The 20,312-nt window shown below is 38.1% G+C and carries 19 protein-coding genes; all 19 read left to right on the top strand.

Annotated elements, in window-relative coordinates:
- Positions 1-21: 21 nt before the first annotated feature.
- Positions 22-2,628: a type VI secretion system ATPase TssH gene (tssH, locus tag ACMVDV_RS22235; RefSeq protein WP_416159717.1), complete on the top strand. Its 2,607-nt coding sequence runs from the start codon at positions 22-24 to the stop codon at positions 2,626-2,628.
- A gap of 238 nt (positions 2,629-2,866) precedes the next feature.
- Complete coding sequence (locus ACMVDV_RS22230) at positions 2,867-3,346, top strand: Hcp family type VI secretion system effector (RefSeq protein WP_024032870.1); 480 nt, start codon at positions 2,867-2,869, stop codon at positions 3,344-3,346.
- 73 nt (positions 3,347-3,419) lie between these two features.
- Positions 3,420-5,321, top strand: coding sequence for a type VI secretion system Vgr family protein (locus ACMVDV_RS22225; RefSeq protein ID WP_304181480.1), 1,902 nt, complete (start codon positions 3,420-3,422; stop codon positions 5,319-5,321).
- A 7-nt stretch (positions 5,322-5,328) separates the two neighbouring features.
- Positions 5,329-5,685 carry a hypothetical protein gene (locus tag ACMVDV_RS22220; RefSeq protein WP_192542322.1) on the top strand — a complete coding sequence of 119 codons (357 nt, stop codon included), beginning with the start codon at positions 5,329-5,331 and terminating at the stop codon, positions 5,683-5,685.
- A 60-nt stretch (positions 5,686-5,745) separates the two neighbouring features.
- Positions 5,746-6,036 carry a PAAR domain-containing protein gene (locus ACMVDV_RS22215; protein WP_192542323.1) on the top strand — a complete coding sequence of 97 codons (291 nt, stop codon included), beginning with the start codon at positions 5,746-5,748 and terminating at the stop codon, positions 6,034-6,036.
- Between the two features lie 41 nt (positions 6,037-6,077).
- On the top strand, positions 6,078-7,067 hold the full coding sequence (locus tag ACMVDV_RS22210) for a hypothetical protein (RefSeq protein ID WP_416159716.1): 990 nt from the start codon (positions 6,078-6,080) through the stop codon (positions 7,065-7,067).
- Positions 7,064-7,924: a hypothetical protein gene (locus tag ACMVDV_RS22205; RefSeq protein ID WP_416159715.1), complete on the top strand. Its 861-nt coding sequence runs from the start codon at positions 7,064-7,066 to the stop codon at positions 7,922-7,924. The genes ACMVDV_RS22210 and ACMVDV_RS22205 overlap by 4 nt, the downstream gene beginning before the upstream one ends.
- Positions 7,914-12,413, top strand: a complete 4,500-nt coding sequence (locus ACMVDV_RS22200; protein ID WP_416159714.1) for an RHS repeat-associated core domain-containing protein — start codon at positions 7,914-7,916, stop codon at positions 12,411-12,413. Before ACMVDV_RS22205 ends, ACMVDV_RS22200 begins: the two co-directional genes overlap by 11 nt.
- A gap of 2 nt (positions 12,414-12,415) precedes the next feature.
- The gene (locus ACMVDV_RS22195; protein ID WP_416159713.1) at positions 12,416-12,940 is read left to right on the top strand and encodes an SMI1/KNR4 family protein; all 525 of its coding nucleotides are present in this window, start codon (positions 12,416-12,418) and stop codon (positions 12,938-12,940) included.
- Positions 12,941-12,980: 40 nt separating this feature from the next.
- Complete coding sequence (locus tag ACMVDV_RS22190) at positions 12,981-13,472, top strand: DUF6795 domain-containing protein (RefSeq protein WP_416159712.1); 492 nt, start codon at positions 12,981-12,983, stop codon at positions 13,470-13,472.
- Between the two features lie 137 nt (positions 13,473-13,609).
- Positions 13,610-14,662, top strand: coding sequence for a lipase family protein (locus ACMVDV_RS22185; protein WP_416159711.1), 1,053 nt, complete (start codon positions 13,610-13,612; stop codon positions 14,660-14,662).
- A 202-nt stretch (positions 14,663-14,864) separates the two neighbouring features.
- Positions 14,865-15,755, top strand: coding sequence for an N-acetylmuramidase family protein (locus ACMVDV_RS22180; protein WP_416159710.1), 891 nt, complete (start codon positions 14,865-14,867; stop codon positions 15,753-15,755).
- A complete protein-coding gene (locus tag ACMVDV_RS22175; protein ID WP_416159709.1) occupies positions 15,742-16,176 on the top strand; it encodes a hypothetical protein in 435 nt (144 codons plus the stop codon). Before ACMVDV_RS22180 ends, ACMVDV_RS22175 begins: the two co-directional genes overlap by 14 nt.
- On the top strand, positions 16,163-16,621 hold the full coding sequence (locus ACMVDV_RS22170; protein ID WP_416159708.1) for a hypothetical protein: 459 nt from the start codon (positions 16,163-16,165) through the stop codon (positions 16,619-16,621). Before ACMVDV_RS22175 ends, ACMVDV_RS22170 begins: the two co-directional genes overlap by 14 nt.
- A gap of 47 nt (positions 16,622-16,668) precedes the next feature.
- Positions 16,669-17,442: a hypothetical protein gene (locus ACMVDV_RS22165; RefSeq protein ID WP_416159707.1), complete on the top strand. Its 774-nt coding sequence runs from the start codon at positions 16,669-16,671 to the stop codon at positions 17,440-17,442.
- Positions 17,436-18,017, top strand: a complete 582-nt coding sequence (locus ACMVDV_RS22160; protein WP_416159706.1) for a hypothetical protein — start codon at positions 17,436-17,438, stop codon at positions 18,015-18,017. Before ACMVDV_RS22165 ends, ACMVDV_RS22160 begins: the two co-directional genes overlap by 7 nt.
- A 276-nt stretch (positions 18,018-18,293) precedes the next feature.
- Positions 18,294-19,112 carry a hypothetical protein gene (locus tag ACMVDV_RS22155; RefSeq protein ID WP_416159705.1) on the top strand — a complete coding sequence of 273 codons (819 nt, stop codon included), beginning with the start codon at positions 18,294-18,296 and terminating at the stop codon, positions 19,110-19,112.
- A gap of 58 nt (positions 19,113-19,170) precedes the next feature.
- A complete protein-coding gene (locus ACMVDV_RS22150; protein ID WP_416159704.1) occupies positions 19,171-19,614 on the top strand; it encodes a hypothetical protein in 444 nt (147 codons plus the stop codon).
- Between the two features lie 201 nt (positions 19,615-19,815).
- On the top strand, positions 19,816-20,310 hold the full coding sequence (locus ACMVDV_RS22145; RefSeq protein WP_416159703.1) for a DUF6795 domain-containing protein: 495 nt from the start codon (positions 19,816-19,818) through the stop codon (positions 20,308-20,310).
- Positions 20,311-20,312: the final 2 nt, after the last annotated feature.

Here is a 20,312-nt window from a genome sequence, read left to right as displayed (position 1 = left end):
TAAAATTAAAAGGAACAGAGTATGTCTTCGATGACACTGAATAAATTAGTTGAAAAACTGAGTCCCGACTGCAGAAAAAGCCTTGAGGCGGCTGTTGCAATTTGTAATAGCCGCAGTCACTTTACGGTTGAACTTGAGCATTGGTTACTCGCCATGGTCGAGCAGCAGCTTGATGATGTTAGGCTTATTTTTGGTTCATTTGATATCGACATTGATCAAGTGCAACAGGACTTAAATCAGTCTCTTGAATCTTTCAAAACCGGGAGTGAGTCTTCGCCTAGTTTATCTGTGCATGTTACGAGTCTATTAAGACAATCTTGGTTAAGTACCAGTATAGAATTTACGGATCAGCAAATTCGCAGTGCATATGTTATTTATACATTAACGAAAGACGACACGCTAGCTAGTTTGGTTACCCGCTGTAGTAAGTTATTTAATAAAATTGATCCGGGCCAGCTATTACATGCTTGGCCTGAAATTGTGGCGCAATCACAAGAGCGCAACCATGCAGCGCAAAATGCGACGGCAACACAAGCAAGCATGAATTCTAAAACGCCAAATCTTGAACAATTTACAGTTGATCTCACTGCGCAAGCACGTGCAGGTAAAATAGACCCTATTTTAGGTCGTGATTTTGAAATTAGACAAATGATCGATATTTTGACACGACGCCGCCAAAACAACCCGATTTTAACGGGTGAAGCAGGGGTTGGTAAAACAGCTGTTGTAGAAGGCCTAGCACTTAGAATTGCGCAAAAAGATGTGCCAGCTGTCTTACAAAATGTAAGAATTCATAGCTTAGACTTAGCGCTACTACAAGCTGGCGCTGGCATGAAAGGAGAGTTTGAAAATCGCTTAAAGTCATTAATTAATGAAGTTAAGAATTCAGCTGATCCGGTTATTTTATTTATCGATGAAGCACACACCATGATCGGCAGTGGTGGTCAAGCGGGTCAAAACGACGCTGCTAATTTATTAAAACCAGCACTAGCCCGTGGTGAATTACGTACAATTGCTGCAACCACATGGGCAGAGTATAAAAAGTTTTTTGAAAAAGACGCCGCGCTGACTCGCCGTTTTCAGGTTGTAAAAGTTGAAGAGCCAACGCCAGAAAAAGCGGTTGCGATGTTACGAGGTTTAGTCCCTGTAATGGAGCGCCACCATAAGGTATTTATTTCTGAGCAGGCGCTGGAAAGTGCTGTTCATCTTTCACATCGATACATTACCGCAAGGCAACTACCAGATAAAGCAGTTGCTCTTTTGGACACTGCTTGTGCCCGCGTTGCGATGAGCCAAGCGTCTACCCCTAACACGATAGAACAATTAGTGAATCGCCTGAGTGTGATTGAAACGCAAATAAAAATGTTAAATCGTGAACAAAAAACGGGCTTAGATCATTCGCAGCAGTTAGATAATTTAAAAGCAGAATTGCTTAGTATTGATCAGCAACTACTGCCACTCAACGAGCAATTTAAGCTCGAGAAAGAGATTGTCTCAGAATTAAATCAAACGCTTGAACTTGTTAATACGCAAGAGCAAGAAGCATCTCAAGCAATGCTTGAGTCACTAAAGCTCAGTAAAGAAAAGCTCGCTGCGTTTGAGCAAAATATGGTGCACTGGCAGGTTAGTGAAGAGCTTATTGCGCAGGTGATTTCAGACTGGACAGGTATTCCTGTTGGTAAAATGCATGAAGATGAAATTCATGGCATTTTGAACTTAGCATCACACATGAAACAGCGTGTGGTTGGCCAAGATCATGCCCTGGATTTAATAGCTAAAGTTGTACAAACCTCTCGGGCACAGCTTGCCGATGAAAGTCGCCCTAATGGGATATTTATGCTCGCCGGCCCAAGTGGGGTTGGTAAAACAGAGACCGCTTTATCACTAGCGCAGGAAGTATATGGCAGTGAAGAAAATGTCACTGTGATCAACATGTCTGAATTTAAAGAAGAACACAAAGTTTCATTATTATTAGGTTCACCTCCTGGTTATGTTGGTTATGGTGAGGGCGGCATTCTAACTGAAGCCGTGAGACGAAAACCTTATAGTGTTGTGTTGTTAGATGAAATGGAAAAAGCGCACCCTGGTGTGCAAGATATTTTCTATCAAGTTTTTGATAAGGGCACCATCAAAGATGGCGAAGGACGTGATATTGATTTTAAGAACACCATTATCATTATGACCTCAAATGTGGGCACAGATACCACTATGAGCCTATTTGAAGACGAAGAGAGTAAGCCAAGTATCAAAGGTTTATTAAAGGCCTTACAAGATGATTTACTTACTGCTTTTAAACCAGCATTTTTAGGTCGTATTAATGTCATTCCTTATATTCCATTAAGTGATGATATCCTTACTGAAATTGCAGCGATTCAATTGGCTAAAATAATCAAGCGAGTTGATAAAAATTATAATGCTGAGTTGGCTTATAATGATGACGTTATTGACTATATTGTTGCAAACTGCCAAAACGCTGGGTCAGGTGCTAGAAATATTCATACAATATTGCAAAATAAAGTGTTGCCAATGCTTTCTGAAGTCCTACTTTTCAGTATGATAGAAAATAACGAAATAAATAATATATTGTTGAAAGTTAAAGATAATGAATTTGAGCTTAATATTAATTAAAAATAATTTAATAAATAACCGCTAATAAGGTTGTTTATTAAATTTTATGGCATTATAATTTTGGTGCCTTAAATCACTACATGGAATTTTGAGACATTGTCTTCGTCTAAGGAAAGGATTTTTAGGGCCTTTTCATTGCAGTATTAGAGATAATGATTTCAAAGGAAGTTTTGGGAAACCAAAGAAAAGAATCCAGGCTAAATGGATAACATTGTTTAATAAAAAGGAGCATTATCAAATGCAAGCAAATACATATTTAAAGTACGGTTCAATCAAAGGCGAAACAACTGCTGAGTCTTTTAAAGATTTAATTACAGTATTATCTTTAGATTGGAACGTAAGCCGTGAAATTAGTGCTGCGACTGGTACAGCGATGGACCGTGAGTCAAGCTCTACTCGTCTTGGTGACGTAACAATTACTAAACTTCAAGATAAAGCATCTCCGGATCTTTTCAAAGAAGCAACAATTGGTAAAGGTCTTCCAGCTATTTTCCATATCACTAAGCAAGGTGATAAAGTTGAAGAAATCATGAAAATCGAACTTACCGATGCAATGATTTCTAGCTACTCAGTATCAGTACAAAACGATCGTCCGATCGAAACAATCACTATCAGCTACACAGAAATGATGATGACTGTTACTCCTACTGATGACAAAAATAACATTACTGCTCCACTTGTATATGGTTACAGCGGTGTTAAAGGTCAACAAATGTAATATTTGTTGTCTCGTAATGGCTCTGGGCTTTGCTCAGAGCTTTTTTTGATCTTTAGGATGGGAAAAGCAAGGAATGCAAAAAGCTACACAAGATAAAAACGTAATTCAAATTAGCACCCCTGCTGGTAAAGATGCCCTTTATTTAACTCGCTTTGTTGCCCAAGAGGCAATGTCTGATTTATTTGTTATGTCAGCTAACATGTATACAATTGGCCAGCAAATAGCTCACGAAGACTTAGTCGGTAAACCCGTATCCATTAAAGTAAAAAATGCTGATGGTGGTGGTGAGCGTTATTATCACGGTATTGTTAGTCACCTTGTGTCAAATGGCAGCCGTACAGCCGATATTGACGAACAAAAAAACTATATTGATTATCAGGCAACGATTGTTCCATTTGCCGCCTCGATGCGTAACCGTAAGAACAGTCGCATATATCAGAAAAAAACCATTAAAGATATTTTTGCTGATTTATTTGGCCAGCATAATGTCGCCTTTTCAGATAAAACCAGCAAAACCTACCCAAAATACGAATACTGTGTTCAGTATCAAGAATCCGATTTTGATTTTATTCAGCGCTTACTGCAGCAAGAAGGCATTTTTTATTTTTTCGAGCATAGCAATAGTGCTCACACGCTTGTTTTAGCTGATGATATTACCGCTTATGAAGTGTGTGATGAAAGTAAAGTTGTGTATTCAACAGGACACCTAAGCACGTCGCATATTTCGCGTTGGCAAGGCGGGTTGAGCTTAGCCCCTGGTAGCTTTAAGCGTGTTGGTTATGATTTTAAACAACCATCAAGATACCCTGATGGTGAGCAGGCTAATCCAGAGTTACCAACACAATCAGTCTCTGAAGTATTCGAATATACAGGTGAAGCAGAGTGCCACCCACGGGCTGCAAATTTAGCCTCTGTGCAATTAGAATCGCTGCAACGCGATATGAAACTTTCAAGTGGCCGAAGCGATTGCCGCTCTTTTACTGTTGGTAAGTTATTTAGTTTTAAAAAGCATGAAGATCCGAGATTAGAGGGTAAAACATTCGTTATTACCTCGATGATGACCTCAATCACAGTGCCAAACCAGTCCGGTGCGCAGCAGGCTGGTGCAGAAGAAGTGTATGCAAACCATTTTGAATGTGTACCAAAAGAAATTCCATACAGAGCACAAGTTAATAAGAAAAAGCCTGTAATAAATGGAGTTCAGACCGCTATTGTTACCGGCGACAGCGCTGATGAAATCATGATTGACCAGTATGGTCGCGTGAAAGTGCAATTTGACTGGGACCGCGAAGGTAAAAAAGATTCCAAGAGTTCATGTTGGATCCGGGTTGCTCAAAACTGGGCTGGCAAGAAGTGGGGTGCATTTTTCTTCCCACGTGTAGGGCAAGAAGTCTTAGTTGATTTTATAAATGGCGATCCTGATCAGCCTATTATCAGTGGCGCTATTTATAATGCTGATTTAATGCCTCCTTACGCCTTACCCGCTGAAAAAACACAAAGCGGTATTAAAACACGTTCTACCAAAGAAGGCGGAGCAGACAACTTTAACGAACTACGTTTTGAAGATAAAAAGGGCAGTGAGCTTGTTTATATTCAGGCGGAAAAAGATAAACAACTGTACGTTAAAAACGATCAAAATGACAAAACTGATAACGATCATAATGTCGAAATTGGTAATGACAATAAGGTGCTCATTGGCAATGATCGTACAGTAGACGTTGGCAATAACGATACCTTAAATGTAAAAACAAATCGTGTTAGTGAAATTGGTGAAAACGATACGCTCAAAGTTGGCAAAACATTAAATATTGAAGCTGGCGATGAAATTGTTATAAAAACCGGATCTGCGCAAATAAAAATGAGCAGCAGCGGTAATATTACAATTGAAGGCACTAATATCGATATTAAAGGCAGTAATATTAAAGTTGACGGTAGTGCAATTACATTGTCTGCTGGCATAATTAAGTTAAATTAGTGCAAATATGGAAATAATAAACGGCTTTAAATCAGGAGTTAGAAGCGGGATAAACAATAATGGATATGTTGTATATTGCCGTTATGGTCTACCTCATTTAATTTGTTTACCAATAAATAGACCTGATGATCCACTACTTAATCCTGCGCTAAGCCATTTAAAAGCATTAAATGGTTATTACGCAAAGCAGTTTTTTGTTAATTTACATCCTGCTTTAAATAGCGCAGATATAGTGTCGGTTCTCTATCAGTATGTGATGCAAAGTCCGGTTGCACTTGCTGATTATAATCAAGCTGAGTTAATAGAACTGTTATCTATTTTAACTTCACAAAGTAAACTGCTAATTATTCCTCTATTTGAATAATACAATACTGTAAATGTGAATAATGCTGTTGCATAAATATTAATAAGACAAGGAGTCATAATGGGTAAGCCCGCCGCTACAATTGGTCATATGCACGTTTGTCCTAAAACCACGGGAACAGTTCCTCATGTTGGAGGCCCTGTGGTTGTTGGCTCTGGTAACGTATTAATTGGTGGTATGCCGGCTGCGCGTAAAGGCGATATGTTGGTATGTATTGGCCCTCCGGATAGTATTAAATCAGGATCAGGAAGCGTTAAAATTAATGGCAAGCCAGCAGCTCGGATGGGTGATGATAGCTCACATGGTGGGAAAATTGTGATTGGTAATCCTACTGTATTGATCGGTGGCTGATTTTGTTATCTATCTATTTAAGTGATCATCAAGCGCAGCTTATGAAAATTAGCGATGCTCAGCGCTGTCCGTTTACTTCTGTAGGTTATGTTAAAACACAACAAAAGCGGCTGTTAGAGTCATGTTGGCTAACGGCTAAAAAAAAGCAAATTGCGCAACGATTCACTCAGCCAAATTTAGAACAACTAGTCTCTTTATTGAATGACGATATAAGCCCAGCTGCAATCTCACAAGCATGTATCGAGATCATGGCTAATCTACCGCAAAATATTAATCTTATTTTTATTAATAATTTGCTTAACGAACCTAGCTTACACAATGTTGCAAAACAGATTGTCTGTAAAGTGTTATTGCAGCAGCATAGCTATAATTTAATCGCATTAATTGATTTACAAACCTTATATTTTGCTTTTTCAACAAGCCAAAATCCAGCAGTTCAAACACTTGCTAAAAGTGAGTTGACGATTTTAGTGGATAGTCAATCGGATATAAAAAATTTAATCACTGGTTTTAATTTTTTATGCCAAAGTGAGCTTGTTAATTCCCCGTTAATGTCACTTTTTTTATTGTCGTTATCTTGGGAGCAGGTTAATGCGATCGGCAACCACGCGAGTCGTAATTTGCCGACAGTGGATGTACTGCAAGTATTGCTACAAAGTGGCTTTGTTAAATTGCTGCCACTTGTCAATGCATCCCTCAATAAAATAGAAAACCCGAGTAGTTTAATTGCCCTGATGAGACGAATGTTAGGTGACAAGCTTGATCTGCTCGTCGATTTTGAAACGCAAACAAGCGCGTGGCACGGTGAACAACAAGCATGTGCTGACTTTAAACAGCAGTTGCAGCTCAACTGGCCTAAATATGAGGAACAGTTAGCCTCGTTGCGGTTAATTGCAGGTAATGCTCTGAATGCCAAGCTCAATGCAATCGAAATATCAGCAATGGATTGCTATAGCCAAGCGGTGTTTAATTTACATCGTTACTATCAACATTTAGCTGCGGAAAAGTTAAATGCAGGAGTACCGGCATGAAGGCGTTTAGTGTTTCGATTGAATCGTTTTCGAGTTTGTCTACACACGATATTGATGCGTTGATATACGGTGAAACGTCATCGATTAATGAGCATCACGGTTGGCAATCTTGGGATGCGTGTTTATATGATTGCATAATAAAATCCAAAGAATTATTTGCTAAGGTTGAAGACCCACAAGCGCCATTAGTCTGGTTATTACCTGCGCTTGCTTATCAAGATGAACTTAAGCAACTTTTAGCAAATAGTTTAAAGCGGTTGTACCCAGAGCATGTTAGCCACCTGCTATTTTATGGGGCAACTGGCGGCAGTGCACTAATAGCGTTAGTACAAAAAAATGCTTGGCATAAAGTAAATGTAATTGCACTAGATGCAACGTTTAAAGCAAATAAGCAGGGGGAATTTAGCTATCAAGGCGTGGCTGGAATACTCGCTGTGGTTACAGCTAAAAAAGTGGGCTGGGTGCAAACAAGCCATTATTTAGCGCCTTCAATTGATTTTATTAAACACGATCAGTTGTCTGGCATGTTTGTTAAAACAGCACAAACTGCACAGCAAGCAATAGAGGTTATTTTTGCCCCTGGAAATGGCATTGAGCCTGACAGTGACGTGTGGCTAAACAATTTACAGTTACTTGATCAAGTAATAAATGAACATACACATTATGAATTACCTAACTATAAATTAGGTAAAATGGGTGCCTTAGAAGGAATTGTCAATTTATATCAATTGACCACAAGCCCGGCTATTGTTGAATGCTATACCCATGCGTTGGTGATTTCACAAGAGCAAGCAAAATATCAAGCCACGGCATCATACTTATGGATAAGTGAGGAAGTACACAACAATGCAAAGTAATATCGTTGTTTTACAAGGAGCAAGTTACCCTGTTTGTTTTGTTGCTGGCAAAGGTGCTGTACCACCGGGGTACTTTAGTGTTACTGCTAACACCCAAGATAGTGCAAAAGCGCAAATAGCCCAAATTGGCGGTACATTAACGACTGATGTAGCAAAGCGTCTTGATCTTATAAACCTGCTAACGAGTGCAGGTGTACACTGCCCACGTAGCGCATCAGCGCGAGAAGTCGCCAGCGTACTAAGTAAAGCATTAATTGCTGGCAGTGTGAGCTGTTACCATCAAAAAGCCAAAGCTGCGCTTCAGGTGAGTGATAATACCAATAGCGGCGCTGCTAAAAAGTCGGCCAAAAAAGGAGCTACTAAAGCCTCAGGTAAAAGTGCTTCACAAGCCCCTGTCAATAAAGCGGGCGCGGCAAGTAACACTGCCGCCAGTGAAACGCCCATTGATCAACAAGAGTGCCGCTCAGATCCTGTATCAATGTTATCTGGAGAAGAAATTCTTCCGTTAATCGATTTTACTCTTGCAGGCAGTAAACAATTAATTTGGCGACGTTTATATCGTTCATCACATGCTGATGTATGCAGTACTATGGGTAATGGTTGGCGCCATGACTTTATGGTCAATTTAACTGAGCATTATTTACCGCCACCGATCGTTGGGCCAAAACAAAAAGGCACCTACTGGCTTGAATATCAGGATGAACACGGGGCTAAACACCGCTTTGAAAAGGTAAAACCAGGACAATCAAGCTACCAATTAAGTAGTAATCTTGCGTTGCATTACCAAACCAATGGTAAGCAAGTGTTGGTCACACCTGATGATCAGCATTTAACGTTTAAAGCAGGTGAAAACTCTTGGTTGCTTGAAAAGATAATTAACGAAAAAGGCCAAAGCATACAGTTTTATTATGATGCTAAAGAGCGCCTTAATCGCATTGAAGTAAACAAAGTCCGTGGTTGTATACTTAGTTATAACCAGCAAGGCTTGTTAAGCAAAATAGCGCCTTACTACACAAATAAAAACAACAAACAGCAATTGCTCTCGCCGCTATTAGCAAGCTATGAATATGATGAAAACAACAACCTTGTACTAGCCACTAATCAACAAAATGAAGTTGAGCGTTATGCTTATAACGCCGCTAATTTATTAACTAAACGTACCCGAGCCAGCGGCTTTAGCCATCATTTTGAATGGGATAGTTACTCACCGAACGCTAAATGCATTAAGCAATGGGGTGATAATAATACCTATGCTTACCGGTTTGAGTACAACCCTGAGTTAGGTGAAACAACCTGTATAGATTCTCATGGGCACCAAGAACATTTTGTTCATAATGCGCAAGGTAAATTAGTTAAACGCACCGACCCGAATGGCAATGTATGGCAGTACTCATACAATGCTCAAGGCCAAAAAGTAGCGGAAATAAAGCCTGATAACAGCCAAATAAAATTCAGTTATACGGCTTATGGCCAATTGGAATCAATCACTCAGCCAGATGGCAGCCAAACTCATTTTGCGTATAACCAACTTGGGCAACGAGTATTAACCACTTTACCTGATGGCCAAACAATAGCGCGCAAGTACAGCGTTGCAGGCTTGCTGCAAAGTGAAACCTTTGCTGATGGTCGCACTGCACTTTATAGCCACGATAAGTTAGGGCAATTAACTCAACATGTGAGTGTGACTGGGCAAATAACTAAGTTTGTTTGGAACGAGCAGGGTGAGTTATTAGCCAAGCATCATAACGATGAACTTGTTCGCTACAGCTATGATAATTTGGGCCGTGTAAATGCGACGATAAACAACGCAGGGCTGCTTACCCAGTATAAATACAATGAGCATGGCCAGCTTGCGCAAACCATTGCCTTTGATGAAAATGATCCTGATAACAAACAGCATCAACACTTTAGTTACGATGATGCGGGCAGACTCATTAGTTCGCAAAACAGTAATGGCGATACCACCGAGCAACACTTTGAAGGGCTAAGTCAGCCTCATTGTGTCATTCAGCCCGATGGCAGTGCACTGCATTTAACCTACGACAAAGAGCGTAATTTAACCGCCATTGAGCGCAGCGACGGCCATGTATACCGTATAAGTTACGATGCGAACGAAAACCCAACGCAAGTCATTGGGTTTGATGGCACGCTACAGCAATATAAATACGATGCCTGTAACCGTTTAACGTCGGTCACACAAAGTGATAAACGCCATGTAAAAATAGCGCGCGATAAATTAGGCCGCGTGACTGCGCAGCATGCCAGTTTGGCAACCGATACCCACATCGTTAATAACGCCAACTACTACAGTTATACGCTACAAGGTAAAATAGCCCGTGCCCATAATGCGCATTCCACCTTAAAACAGCAGTTTGATAAAGGCGGACGACTGGTTCGTGCTGAACAAGTACATAATCAGCAGCAAGCTCATACCCTAAAATACAGCTACGATGAATACGGCAGAAGGCAGTCCCTGACCTTGCCAGATGCAAGTAAACTGAACTACAGTTACAATAAATTTGGTCAGTTAAGTAGCATTCACTTACAAAAAGCCAATAGCACGGCTGTTGAACTTGCACAGCTAAGCTACGATAGCCAAGGCAATATTCAAACACAGCAATTTGGCAACGACATAACCCTTAGCCAACAGTTTGATGTATTTAACCGCTTAACACAGCAGCAGTTAACCCATCCTGCGCAAGCGCTATTCGATACTTGTACCTACTATTATGACAACGTAAACCAGCTTATTGCCCGTAAAGAGGAAGGTGTAAGCAGTCATAATATTAATTTTGAGTACAACAGTCTTGGCCAGTTAATCCAGCAAAACTTAGCGAGTTCTGATGTTGATACAACCACGCAATACCAGTGGGACAGTTTTGGTAATCCAGTTAGCCAGTCAACTGTTCAAAATAACGAATTAGCCGAGCAGCAAACTACTCAGCCAAGTGATGCTAGCGATACCATTAATAATATTGAAAACAAACAGTTAGCTAACACACCTAGTGAAATTCATAGTGAGTATAGCGATTCAAGGCCTGCAACGCTTGCTAGTGACCTAAGCGAAGACGATGGGATCATTAAAGGCACCACAGATGCCGACCGTTTAACCCACTTTGGTGATAGCGACTTTCATTATGATGAATTTGGTAACCAAATACGCGAAACCGGCAAAGGCATAAAAACCCGTCGCGAGTACAACGCGTTTAATCAGCTAAGCTGTTTTAACAACAACGGCACGCTCACCCAATACGACTACGACCCACTCGGGCGCCGTATCGCCAAGCACACCGAGCATGGCAAAATTGACTACATTTGGGATAACGATCAGCTAATTGGCGAATACCAACACGGTGAATATACTTGGTACATCAACCTGCCAAACCAATTTCACCCAGTCGCACTAATTAAACAAGGCGAGGTGTACTACTACCACTTAGACCAACTTAATACCCCACGCTTTGTAACCAACAACAAAGCAGAAGTCGTGTGGGAAAACCAAGCCGATGTATATGGTTACGAAGAACTAAAAGCAGAATCAGAGTTAAATAAAGAAGACTCTTTTACTCAACCAATACGTTTTCAAGGACAATATTTAGATGAGGAAAGCGGCTTACATTACAACCGCTACCGTTATTACAGCCCCAAACAACAGCGCTTTATAAACCAAGACCCGATTGGTTTAGTGGGTGGAATAAACCACTATCAATATGCACCGAACCCAGTTAATTGGGTGGATCCGATGGGGTTATTGTGTAAAGAAGGTGAAGAAAAGCTTGATAGAATGCTTTCTAATTTGGTTTCTTCAGGTGGTATTAATGAAGCCACGAAAAATAAAATTTTAGAAATTGCGATTGCAAGTGCTGTTATTGATGAACCACAAAAATCGACTCTAAAGTATGGACCAAAAGATAGCAAAGTCAGGATGTACAGGCAACAATATGAATATGATATAACCGGTCTTGATGAAGAAAATGGCTTAATTAAACTCAATAAAGTGAGTAAGTCAGGCGAAGTGAGTCCTTTGGTTGTCAGTACTGCGCAATTTGCTGAACAGCATGTTATCAACAGCGAGCGTGTTAAGCTTAACCCTGATTCGAAACCAACTAAATATCACAAACGTACAGTGGGTGAAGTTGAGATAGCTAGGAAAGCTTTTCCGTCTAAACGAGATGAATATATATCAAACTATGCAACAGATGCGCTTAATGATGACAACCATGTAGCTCATAAGCATTTTAGTGAAGATGAACTTATAGATATGCAAATTTCAGGCGATGTGCCTGAAGGGTATAATGTCCATCACAAAAAGCCAATATTTAGATGTGAAATTGATGAAGATCCAAATGAATTAAATAACTTAGAGTTATTACCCGACTATTATCATAGAAGTAAAAATAAAGAGCTTCACTGGTATGAAGAAGGTCATTGTCCTTATGATTCTAGTAGTAATGGTCCTAATTTATCTAATATTGAAAAGAGAGAATAAGTATGTTTAACGAAATAGAAGCTATTATTGGCAAAGCAAAAAAAAATAAAAATTATACGCAAAGAGGTGCAGTTCCTTCAGAAGAAATAGCAGACCTAGAATCCCAACTGAAAATTGTGCTACCGAAAGACTATAAGTACTTCATTAAACATTACGGATATTGCTTTTGGTTTGGTGGTGTAGTCAGTGGTTTAGTTGGGGATAATAAGCGATATGAAAAGTTATGCTGTGCTATTAGAAAAACAAAGTATTACCATGATTTTTATGATCATGACTCATCCTATTTATCTGTACCTCAACAAGGTTTAGTTATTGGTAAATGGGCAGGGGGAGGCTATTATTTTTTATTTTCGCAAGAGTCTGAACGCGCTGGTGAGGTTGGTCTATTTCTAACTGAAACGTATGGTCAAGAGGTTTCAAAGTTTAATAGCTTTACAGATTATTTATCTTTTCTTGTAACTGGTACCCCTGATCCTGAACCTGTTGATGTGGATTACGATAGAATAATGGACATAATCGAAGATTAATTTGGGGCTTCAATTATAAAAGCAGAGGTTTAAAACCACTATGTTTGGTTTAATAAAAAAATACAATGTACACATGTGCTCTGAAGTTAAAGGGATTATTACTTTAAACGGTAACCCAGTTGAGGGTGCTTTAATAAATCGCACCCTGGAATTTGCACACAAAGTTGAAAAAGAAGATCAGGTAACAACAGCTCCTGATGGTTCATTTTATTTACCTGAAGTCGTTATTGAATCAAAAATACCCGGTGATATGTTCTCGCATGAGGTTACTTATCAAACTATTACGGCTGTATATGCTGATAAAAAATACAAGCTTTGGGGTTCAAAGCTAAGCGGAATAAGTGAGCCTAGTGAATACAAACAAAAGCTGAGCAGTTTAAATGCTGATTTAGATTCTACAGAAGTAAACTTTGTTTTTCCTAATCATGAAAATCCAAATTTGGAGTTTGATGGTTCAAGTATTTGTAGATGGGAACATGATTTTGAAATTTATGAGATAGAAGATAGCGAAGATTATTTTAAAGATTTTTAAATAGAAAAGGAATTTACATGAATATTTTATCGCCAAGTGTAGCGGCACAATTAGCTGAATTTGCATATGACAGTATTGCAGCAGTATCAAAGAGCTCATCAAACATAGAGCCGAGTAGAATAATAAGTAAGCACTTTGTGTTTGATTCAAAAAAATCTGCTTTTACTGGAATTTCAGGTACTGTGGCTGAACACGTGCTAAATCATGCAACGGGTTTTGGCTTTTTTGGAATTGGTTCTAAAGAAGGCGCTCATAAAGGTGAAGTTGTACTAACTTTTCGTGGTACAGCAGGTATTGCTGATACTTTGACGGATTTACATTGTGGTTTAACCGTTGGGCCAAATTATAAAGCAGTTCACGCTGGGTTTAACCGTACTTTTGAGTCTATCAAGCCTCAGTTAAAAGCTATATTGAGTAAGATAGGTGGTCGCCCCGTTCATTGTGTTGGCCATAGTCTTGGTGGAGCATTAGCAACGCTAGCAGCAAATTGGATTAAAGCGCAATATAAAGTGCCTGTAAAATTATACACTTTTGGTTCTCCAAGAGTTGGTCATAACCCTTTTGCTATTCAAAGTGAAACCAGCCTAAATGGAATTTATAGGGCAGTACACCGAAGTGACCCTGTACCTATGGTTCCTGTTTGGCCATTTGTTCATGCAGGGAGTGAGTACAGAATAAGCACATGCGTATCACTTACAGGTGCTGCACATAAAATGGCGGGAAATGCGCCTGGGTATATCAATACTGCATCACGTTATCCTGATTATAAGAGCATGGAAAAGGGTTCTTTATCTAACTTAACGATGACACGTCTAAAATACAACAATCGCCATCATGCCTCTTTTAATGCTCATTGGGCTGAAAAAATAACGAGTGCTTTACTAACGTTACTAAGAGAAAGTGGCAAAATCACCAGCATTCTTGCTCAAGGCGTGGTTGCTGGAACGCTAACTATTTACGATGCTTTAGCTCGTAGCTTGGTTGAAATATCTAAAATGTCATCTAAATATGCTGAAGATTGTCAGGGGTTATTAGGGCATATTCTCAATTTTGTAGGGAAGCCGGGCGTGATAGCAGTTGATTATACATACGCGCAAGCTAAGCGAATTTTGTATTGGATGTTAGAAAAACTAAATCAGGTAGTGATTGCGGCTGTAAAAGTCTCTCCTTACATGGGTATTGGCTACTAACATTGCTTTACAGGCTCAGATAACTTCTGAGCCACTCATTTAATAAATAAGATAGGCTATAAATAATTGGTAGAAGCCTACTTAAGTTGGTTTAAATTTAAAAATAACACGAATAACAGACACCCACCTTAAATAGTGGGTGTTAATTCACTACGAACACGTTGTACTTAAACAACATGACACTAAAGAAAAGGACGCTTCGATGTCATCAATAAGAATAACTCAAGCCGTAGGGCTTGGTGGAACAAATAGCTTAAACGATGTAAAAGCCGTGCAAACGGCTTTAAATAAATTGCTTAAACTTATCCCGCCTACACAAGCTTTAATTGTGGATGGTCGCTTAAACTCACGCCCAGAGAGCTCAAAAACTATTGGCGCCATTAAATTATTTCAAAGTAAAGTATTAAACATGGTTCGCCCAGACGGGAAAATAGATCCGAATGGTCGTACACATAAAAAAATCAATGAAAAGCTAATCGCAGAAACAAGTCAGGTCCATTTTAAATTACCGATAGCGTCTACCGATGTGCAAAAATTGTCAGAGTCTGATTACCAAGATATTGCGAATCAACTTGGATGTAAAATTGCAGCAATTAAAGCTGTTGCTGAAGTCGAGTCAGCAGGTGACGCATTTTTTCCAAATGGCAAACCTAAGGTTCTATATGAAGCCCATATTTTCTCTCGCTTTACAAATCATAGGTTTGATACAAGTCACCCAACTATCTCAAGCAGAAGCTGGAACCGTAGTTTATATACAGGAGGTTCTCAAGAATATGCCAGGCTTGAAAAGGCGATGGAATTAGATGTCACAGAGGCCTTGAAATCAGCTTCTTGGGGTCGTTTTCAAATTATGGGGTTTAACTACAGTGCGTCTGGCTTTGCCAGTGTTGAAGCGTTTGTTAAAACAATGTTTAGTTCAGAAAGAAAACAGTTGGATGCATTTGTTAGCTTTGTAAAAAGTAAAGGATTAGAAAAACACCTGTTAACGCTAAATTGGGCTGCATTTGCGAAAGGCTACAACGGCTCACAGTACGCTCAGAATAAGTATGACATTAAATTACAAAAGGCATTTGATAAATATGATGAAAAATAAACTCTCTAAGGTGTTAATCGCCTTACCATTATGCTTTATAACTTCGTGTAGTGCATCTCAAAATGAGTCAATGGTTGTTTTTAAATGCCATGCTAATGAGCCAACATCGATTGATGTCGTAATTACTGAAGCGGGTGGTACGTATCAGCTAGAACAATTCAACACTGCAGAGTTAAAACTGGCTAACATAGGTCTAGTGAATGATGTGAGAAAACTAAGTTATCATCGTTCTTTAGTAACAGAGCATAGTATAGTTTTTGCGCACGATGACAATGAAATTACCGTGAGTGATTACTATAGTGAGGAGTTTGATACAGTAACAAAGGAAAAATCAGTCACATTACAAAAAAATAATAGTAAAAAATACTGGATTTGTGACAGTACTGCTATTAGTACATTAGCTTCTATTGAAGATTTTTAGCCAATTAAAAACGCTGATTACGTTTATTGTTTTATTGAGCCTTAGTTTTTGTACAAAGGCTAAATATATTGATTTATTAGAGCTAAAGATTTTTAAAAAAGTAGTTAGTAGTGCTGATTATTTGGCTAAAGTAAAAATCACAAATGTTGAAATTTTCCGTGAAGAGGATGAATCTGAAAAGCACGTTTACTCTGCTGAAGTGCTAGCAACATACAAAGGTAAAACTCATAAAAAGCTAAGCTATGAGATGGTTGTGGAGCAAGGTGAAGATATTGTTTTTAACTCTGCTTCAATTTATGTAGCGCTTTGTTTGGATGAAAAGGGAACATATTATTGGCCAGGCACAGGCTCTGAATTTAAACCTTCATTAGTTATTGATACGTGGCTAACTGAAAATAAAAGTAATGTAGAAAAAATAAGTACAGACGTAGATTGGTGCGAATAGCGTTGTGCAGTAATTATAAAAGTTAAATAAACTTATATGGAAATACAATGAATAAAATAAACACGGATGTAAATTACAGAACAATGGCCGGCAATGCTCGTTTAGTTATTATTGCTGAATCTAGCCACAATCCCGCTTCTTATAAATATGAAGCAATACGAGCACTAAAACAGCTAAAGGCTGCTGGATTCACACACTTTGCAATGGAGATGCTTCCTTTAAAAATAAAAGAAAAAATAGAATTTTATCAACGAACTGGTAAAGGGTTTGATGCTATCAGGCAACACTTTAAAAAAGAGTGGAATTGGAATAATGCAACGAGCACGGGTTACGCAGAATTAGTTAAAGCTGCCAACTCTCTCGGTATGAAAATTATTCCATTGGATATGCCAATTGAAATGATGGATGAAATTGATAGCAGCTGTAACTGGGATAAAGCAGAAACAGGCTCTTGTTCAGAATCTCATATTAAACGAAATGAAATGTGGGCTGATATATTACAAAACAGTTTGAAGTTAAATAAAGAATCTCGAATTGTCGCATTCATGCATCGTTGGCATGCTTTTAAAGCTGGTGATTATCACCTTGGCTTAGATCAATTAATGCTTAATATGCAAATACATAATATTCGTCTTATAGATTATATTGGTGGAATTACTTGTTCAGACACGAATATTTGTAAGGGACAATCAGATCAAGATAAATCATTAAAAGAGACATATTTTTATCGTAAAGGGGCATTTAAAGTTTCGCCTGTCCTTTCTTTTACTGTTCATATTCCGCAAAAAAGGATATCTCCGGAAGGTGCTTTAACATGGTAAAAGTATTGTTCTTTATTTCTCTTTTGGTTGCATTTCATGTCAATTCAGCAGGACCTCGATGGGACGATTCAATCGATATTAATGATCCAGAGCTAACTGTTAAAGTTGTTGCTCAACAGTGCCATAAAAGTTTAATTAATGCGCCTGAGCTGCTTGAGGAATGGTGTGAAAAAGCCGTAAGTATGGGCTACTGGAGAGGCTTAATGCCTTTAAGTTTACATACAGGTGATGGGACTCGCTTAGTAAATGAAGCAGCAAGGCGTGTTAAAAACAATGAGCCAAGTGGATACATTACACTTGCTTCTTTATACAGCGATGGACAATTTGTAGAGAAAGATATTAATAAAGCAATTTCAATATACTATGAGCTTTTAGCATTAAACGTCGAGACAGTAGATACTTTGTCGATTAGAGCTCATCTTGAGTTAGCAAAACTATATAATACGCAACAAAACTGGCTTGCAGTAACTGAGCATGCTCAGTATGTTGTTGACAACTCAACACTTGATTTCGATAAAACACAAGCTGTTAATTTGTTAGAATTAGCGAAAGAAAAAAGCTTTAGTCCAAAATAAATAATTTAATAAATATTGATATACAAATGGAGCTATGAACACCTTAATTTAAGGGGTATAGAAATAATTATGGAACATCAACAAACACTAACTAACCGGGTCACCCATTAGAAAGTTCCGGTCAAGCAGGCGCTGTGTTTTCTTGATCTTTTTATTCAAAAAACCAAGTGTTCTTATTTTTAAACTCAATTTAAATAAATTTTAAAAGTACACACTAGCACAATTATCATTGATATAAATGATTAAGATAATACATTTTTATAGAAAAGGAATTTCATGTTTAACTTAAATATGACTGCCAATGTTGGAGTAAATTCAGCAAATAAATTGGCCGACGTACAACTGATTCGTTCACTCTTAAATGCTTATGCGCGTAAAGCGGGATTACCTCCTATTGCAAATAGTAAGGTAGATAATAACTTTATAGATTTAATTCAGCACTTTCAAAAAAGAGTTATAAAAATGGGGAATCCTGATGGCATAGTTTCTGCTAATCGGGGAACTTTTAGAAAGTTAGTTGAGTTTTTGTCTAGTACTTATACTAAAGTTTCAATAACTAAACCAACTCATGGCATTTTAACATGGGATGCAGAAGGCACCGAAGGTGGGCTATACCACAGCCGCTGTTTTCATGTTCCATCAAATAGATCTGGGCTAACCATTGGCCGGGGTTATGATATGCGTGATAAGACATTTTCCAAAGTTAGCGGTCATCTTATTCAATCAGGCATAGATAATAAAGTAGTTAATGTTATAGCCCTTGCTGCGGGTAAAATGGGTAATGCAGCTAAGCAGTTTGTTATAGAAAAAGACTTACTAGATTTTGAAGTGGCACCGCAAGTTCAATTAAAGCTATTTGAAATTGTCTATAAAGAAATGGAAGCAGACGTAAAGCGGATATGTAATAAAACTATAACAAGTCAAACATATGGAAAAACAGATTGGCTAAATTTAAATTCGAAGATAAAAAATGTCCTAATAGATTTAAGGTTCAGAGGAGATTACCACCCTGCTAGCCGTAAAGTTTTACAAAAGCATGTTGCGAATAATGATTTAATTTCTTTTAAAACTGAAATTAATAAAAGTGCTAACTGAGGTGGTGTACCACTAACTAGGCAGCAGGCTCGTACTAAGTATATAAATTCATAGGTGTATGATGAAACTAATAATTACTAGCATATATTTTATTTTAATTTTCTTTTGTACTGAATCTGAGAGTAATGATGACAAAACATTTGTGAGTCTTGATGTTGTGGAGATGAATGTTGAAAGGGTTGATGATAATTTATTTCGGTGGATAAAATTTCATCCAGATAGTGATTTTCCATGTTTACGGTTAGAGATTTTAGAAGCAGGTAGCAATGAGCTTATTAAACGAAAGAATGTCTGTGATGTATATGACGAGGTATTAAAAGTCACACACGATTTTAAAAAATTAACATTTTTAGATGTTTACAATTTGAATATTGAATCTCAGACTCTGACATTTGAGTTGGAACTATCTTTGCTTAGTCAAAATGTGGTTAATATGAATTGCTCAATTAAGATTGAAAATACAGATTTCTCCCCACTTTCTTGCCAACGCTCAGAACGATAGAATTAGAGGAAAAAAATAAATTAGAGAGACTCACCCTAAATTTTGAGTATTACGCAGTTTAAAACTAAAGATAATATTGATAGATACTGGAGTTTGTTTACTTTAAAAAAGTAAGGCTTATAAAACTTAAGAAATAGTCGTTTTCATTAGTGAAAAGTGCTTCACACTAAGGTGTCAATAATACTAAGGGTTACAGTCATTATGTTTGGTTTAATAAAAAAATACAGTGTACACATGTGCTCTGAAGTTAAAGGGATAATCACTTTAAACGGCATTCCTGTTGAAGGTGTTTTAATTAACCGCAGCTTGGAATTTGCACACAAAATTGAAAAAGAAGATCAGGTAGCAACAGCTCCTGATGGCACTTTTTGTTTGCCCGAAGTGATTATTGAGTCAAAAATACCCGGTGATATGTTTGCACATGAGGTTACTTATCAAACTATTACGGCTGTATATGCTGATAAAAAATACAAGCTTTGGGGTTCAAAGCTAAGCGGAATAAGTGAGCCTAGTGAATACAAACAAAAGCTGAGCAGTTTAAATGCTGATTTAGATTCTACAGAAGTAAACTTTGCTTTTCCTAATCATGAAAATCCAAATTTGGAGTTTGATGGTTCAAGTATTTGTAGATGGGAACATGATTTTGAAATTTATGAGATAGAAGATAGCGAAGATTATTTTAAAGACTTTAGATAAAA

The organism is Pseudoalteromonas sp. ASV78 (assembly GCF_047806705.1).
GTDB lineage: Bacteria > Pseudomonadota > Gammaproteobacteria > Enterobacterales > Alteromonadaceae > Pseudoalteromonas > Pseudoalteromonas prydzensis_A.
The sequence above is the reverse complement of the archived record's forward strand: the minus strand, read 5'-3'. Positions and strand labels throughout refer to the sequence as shown.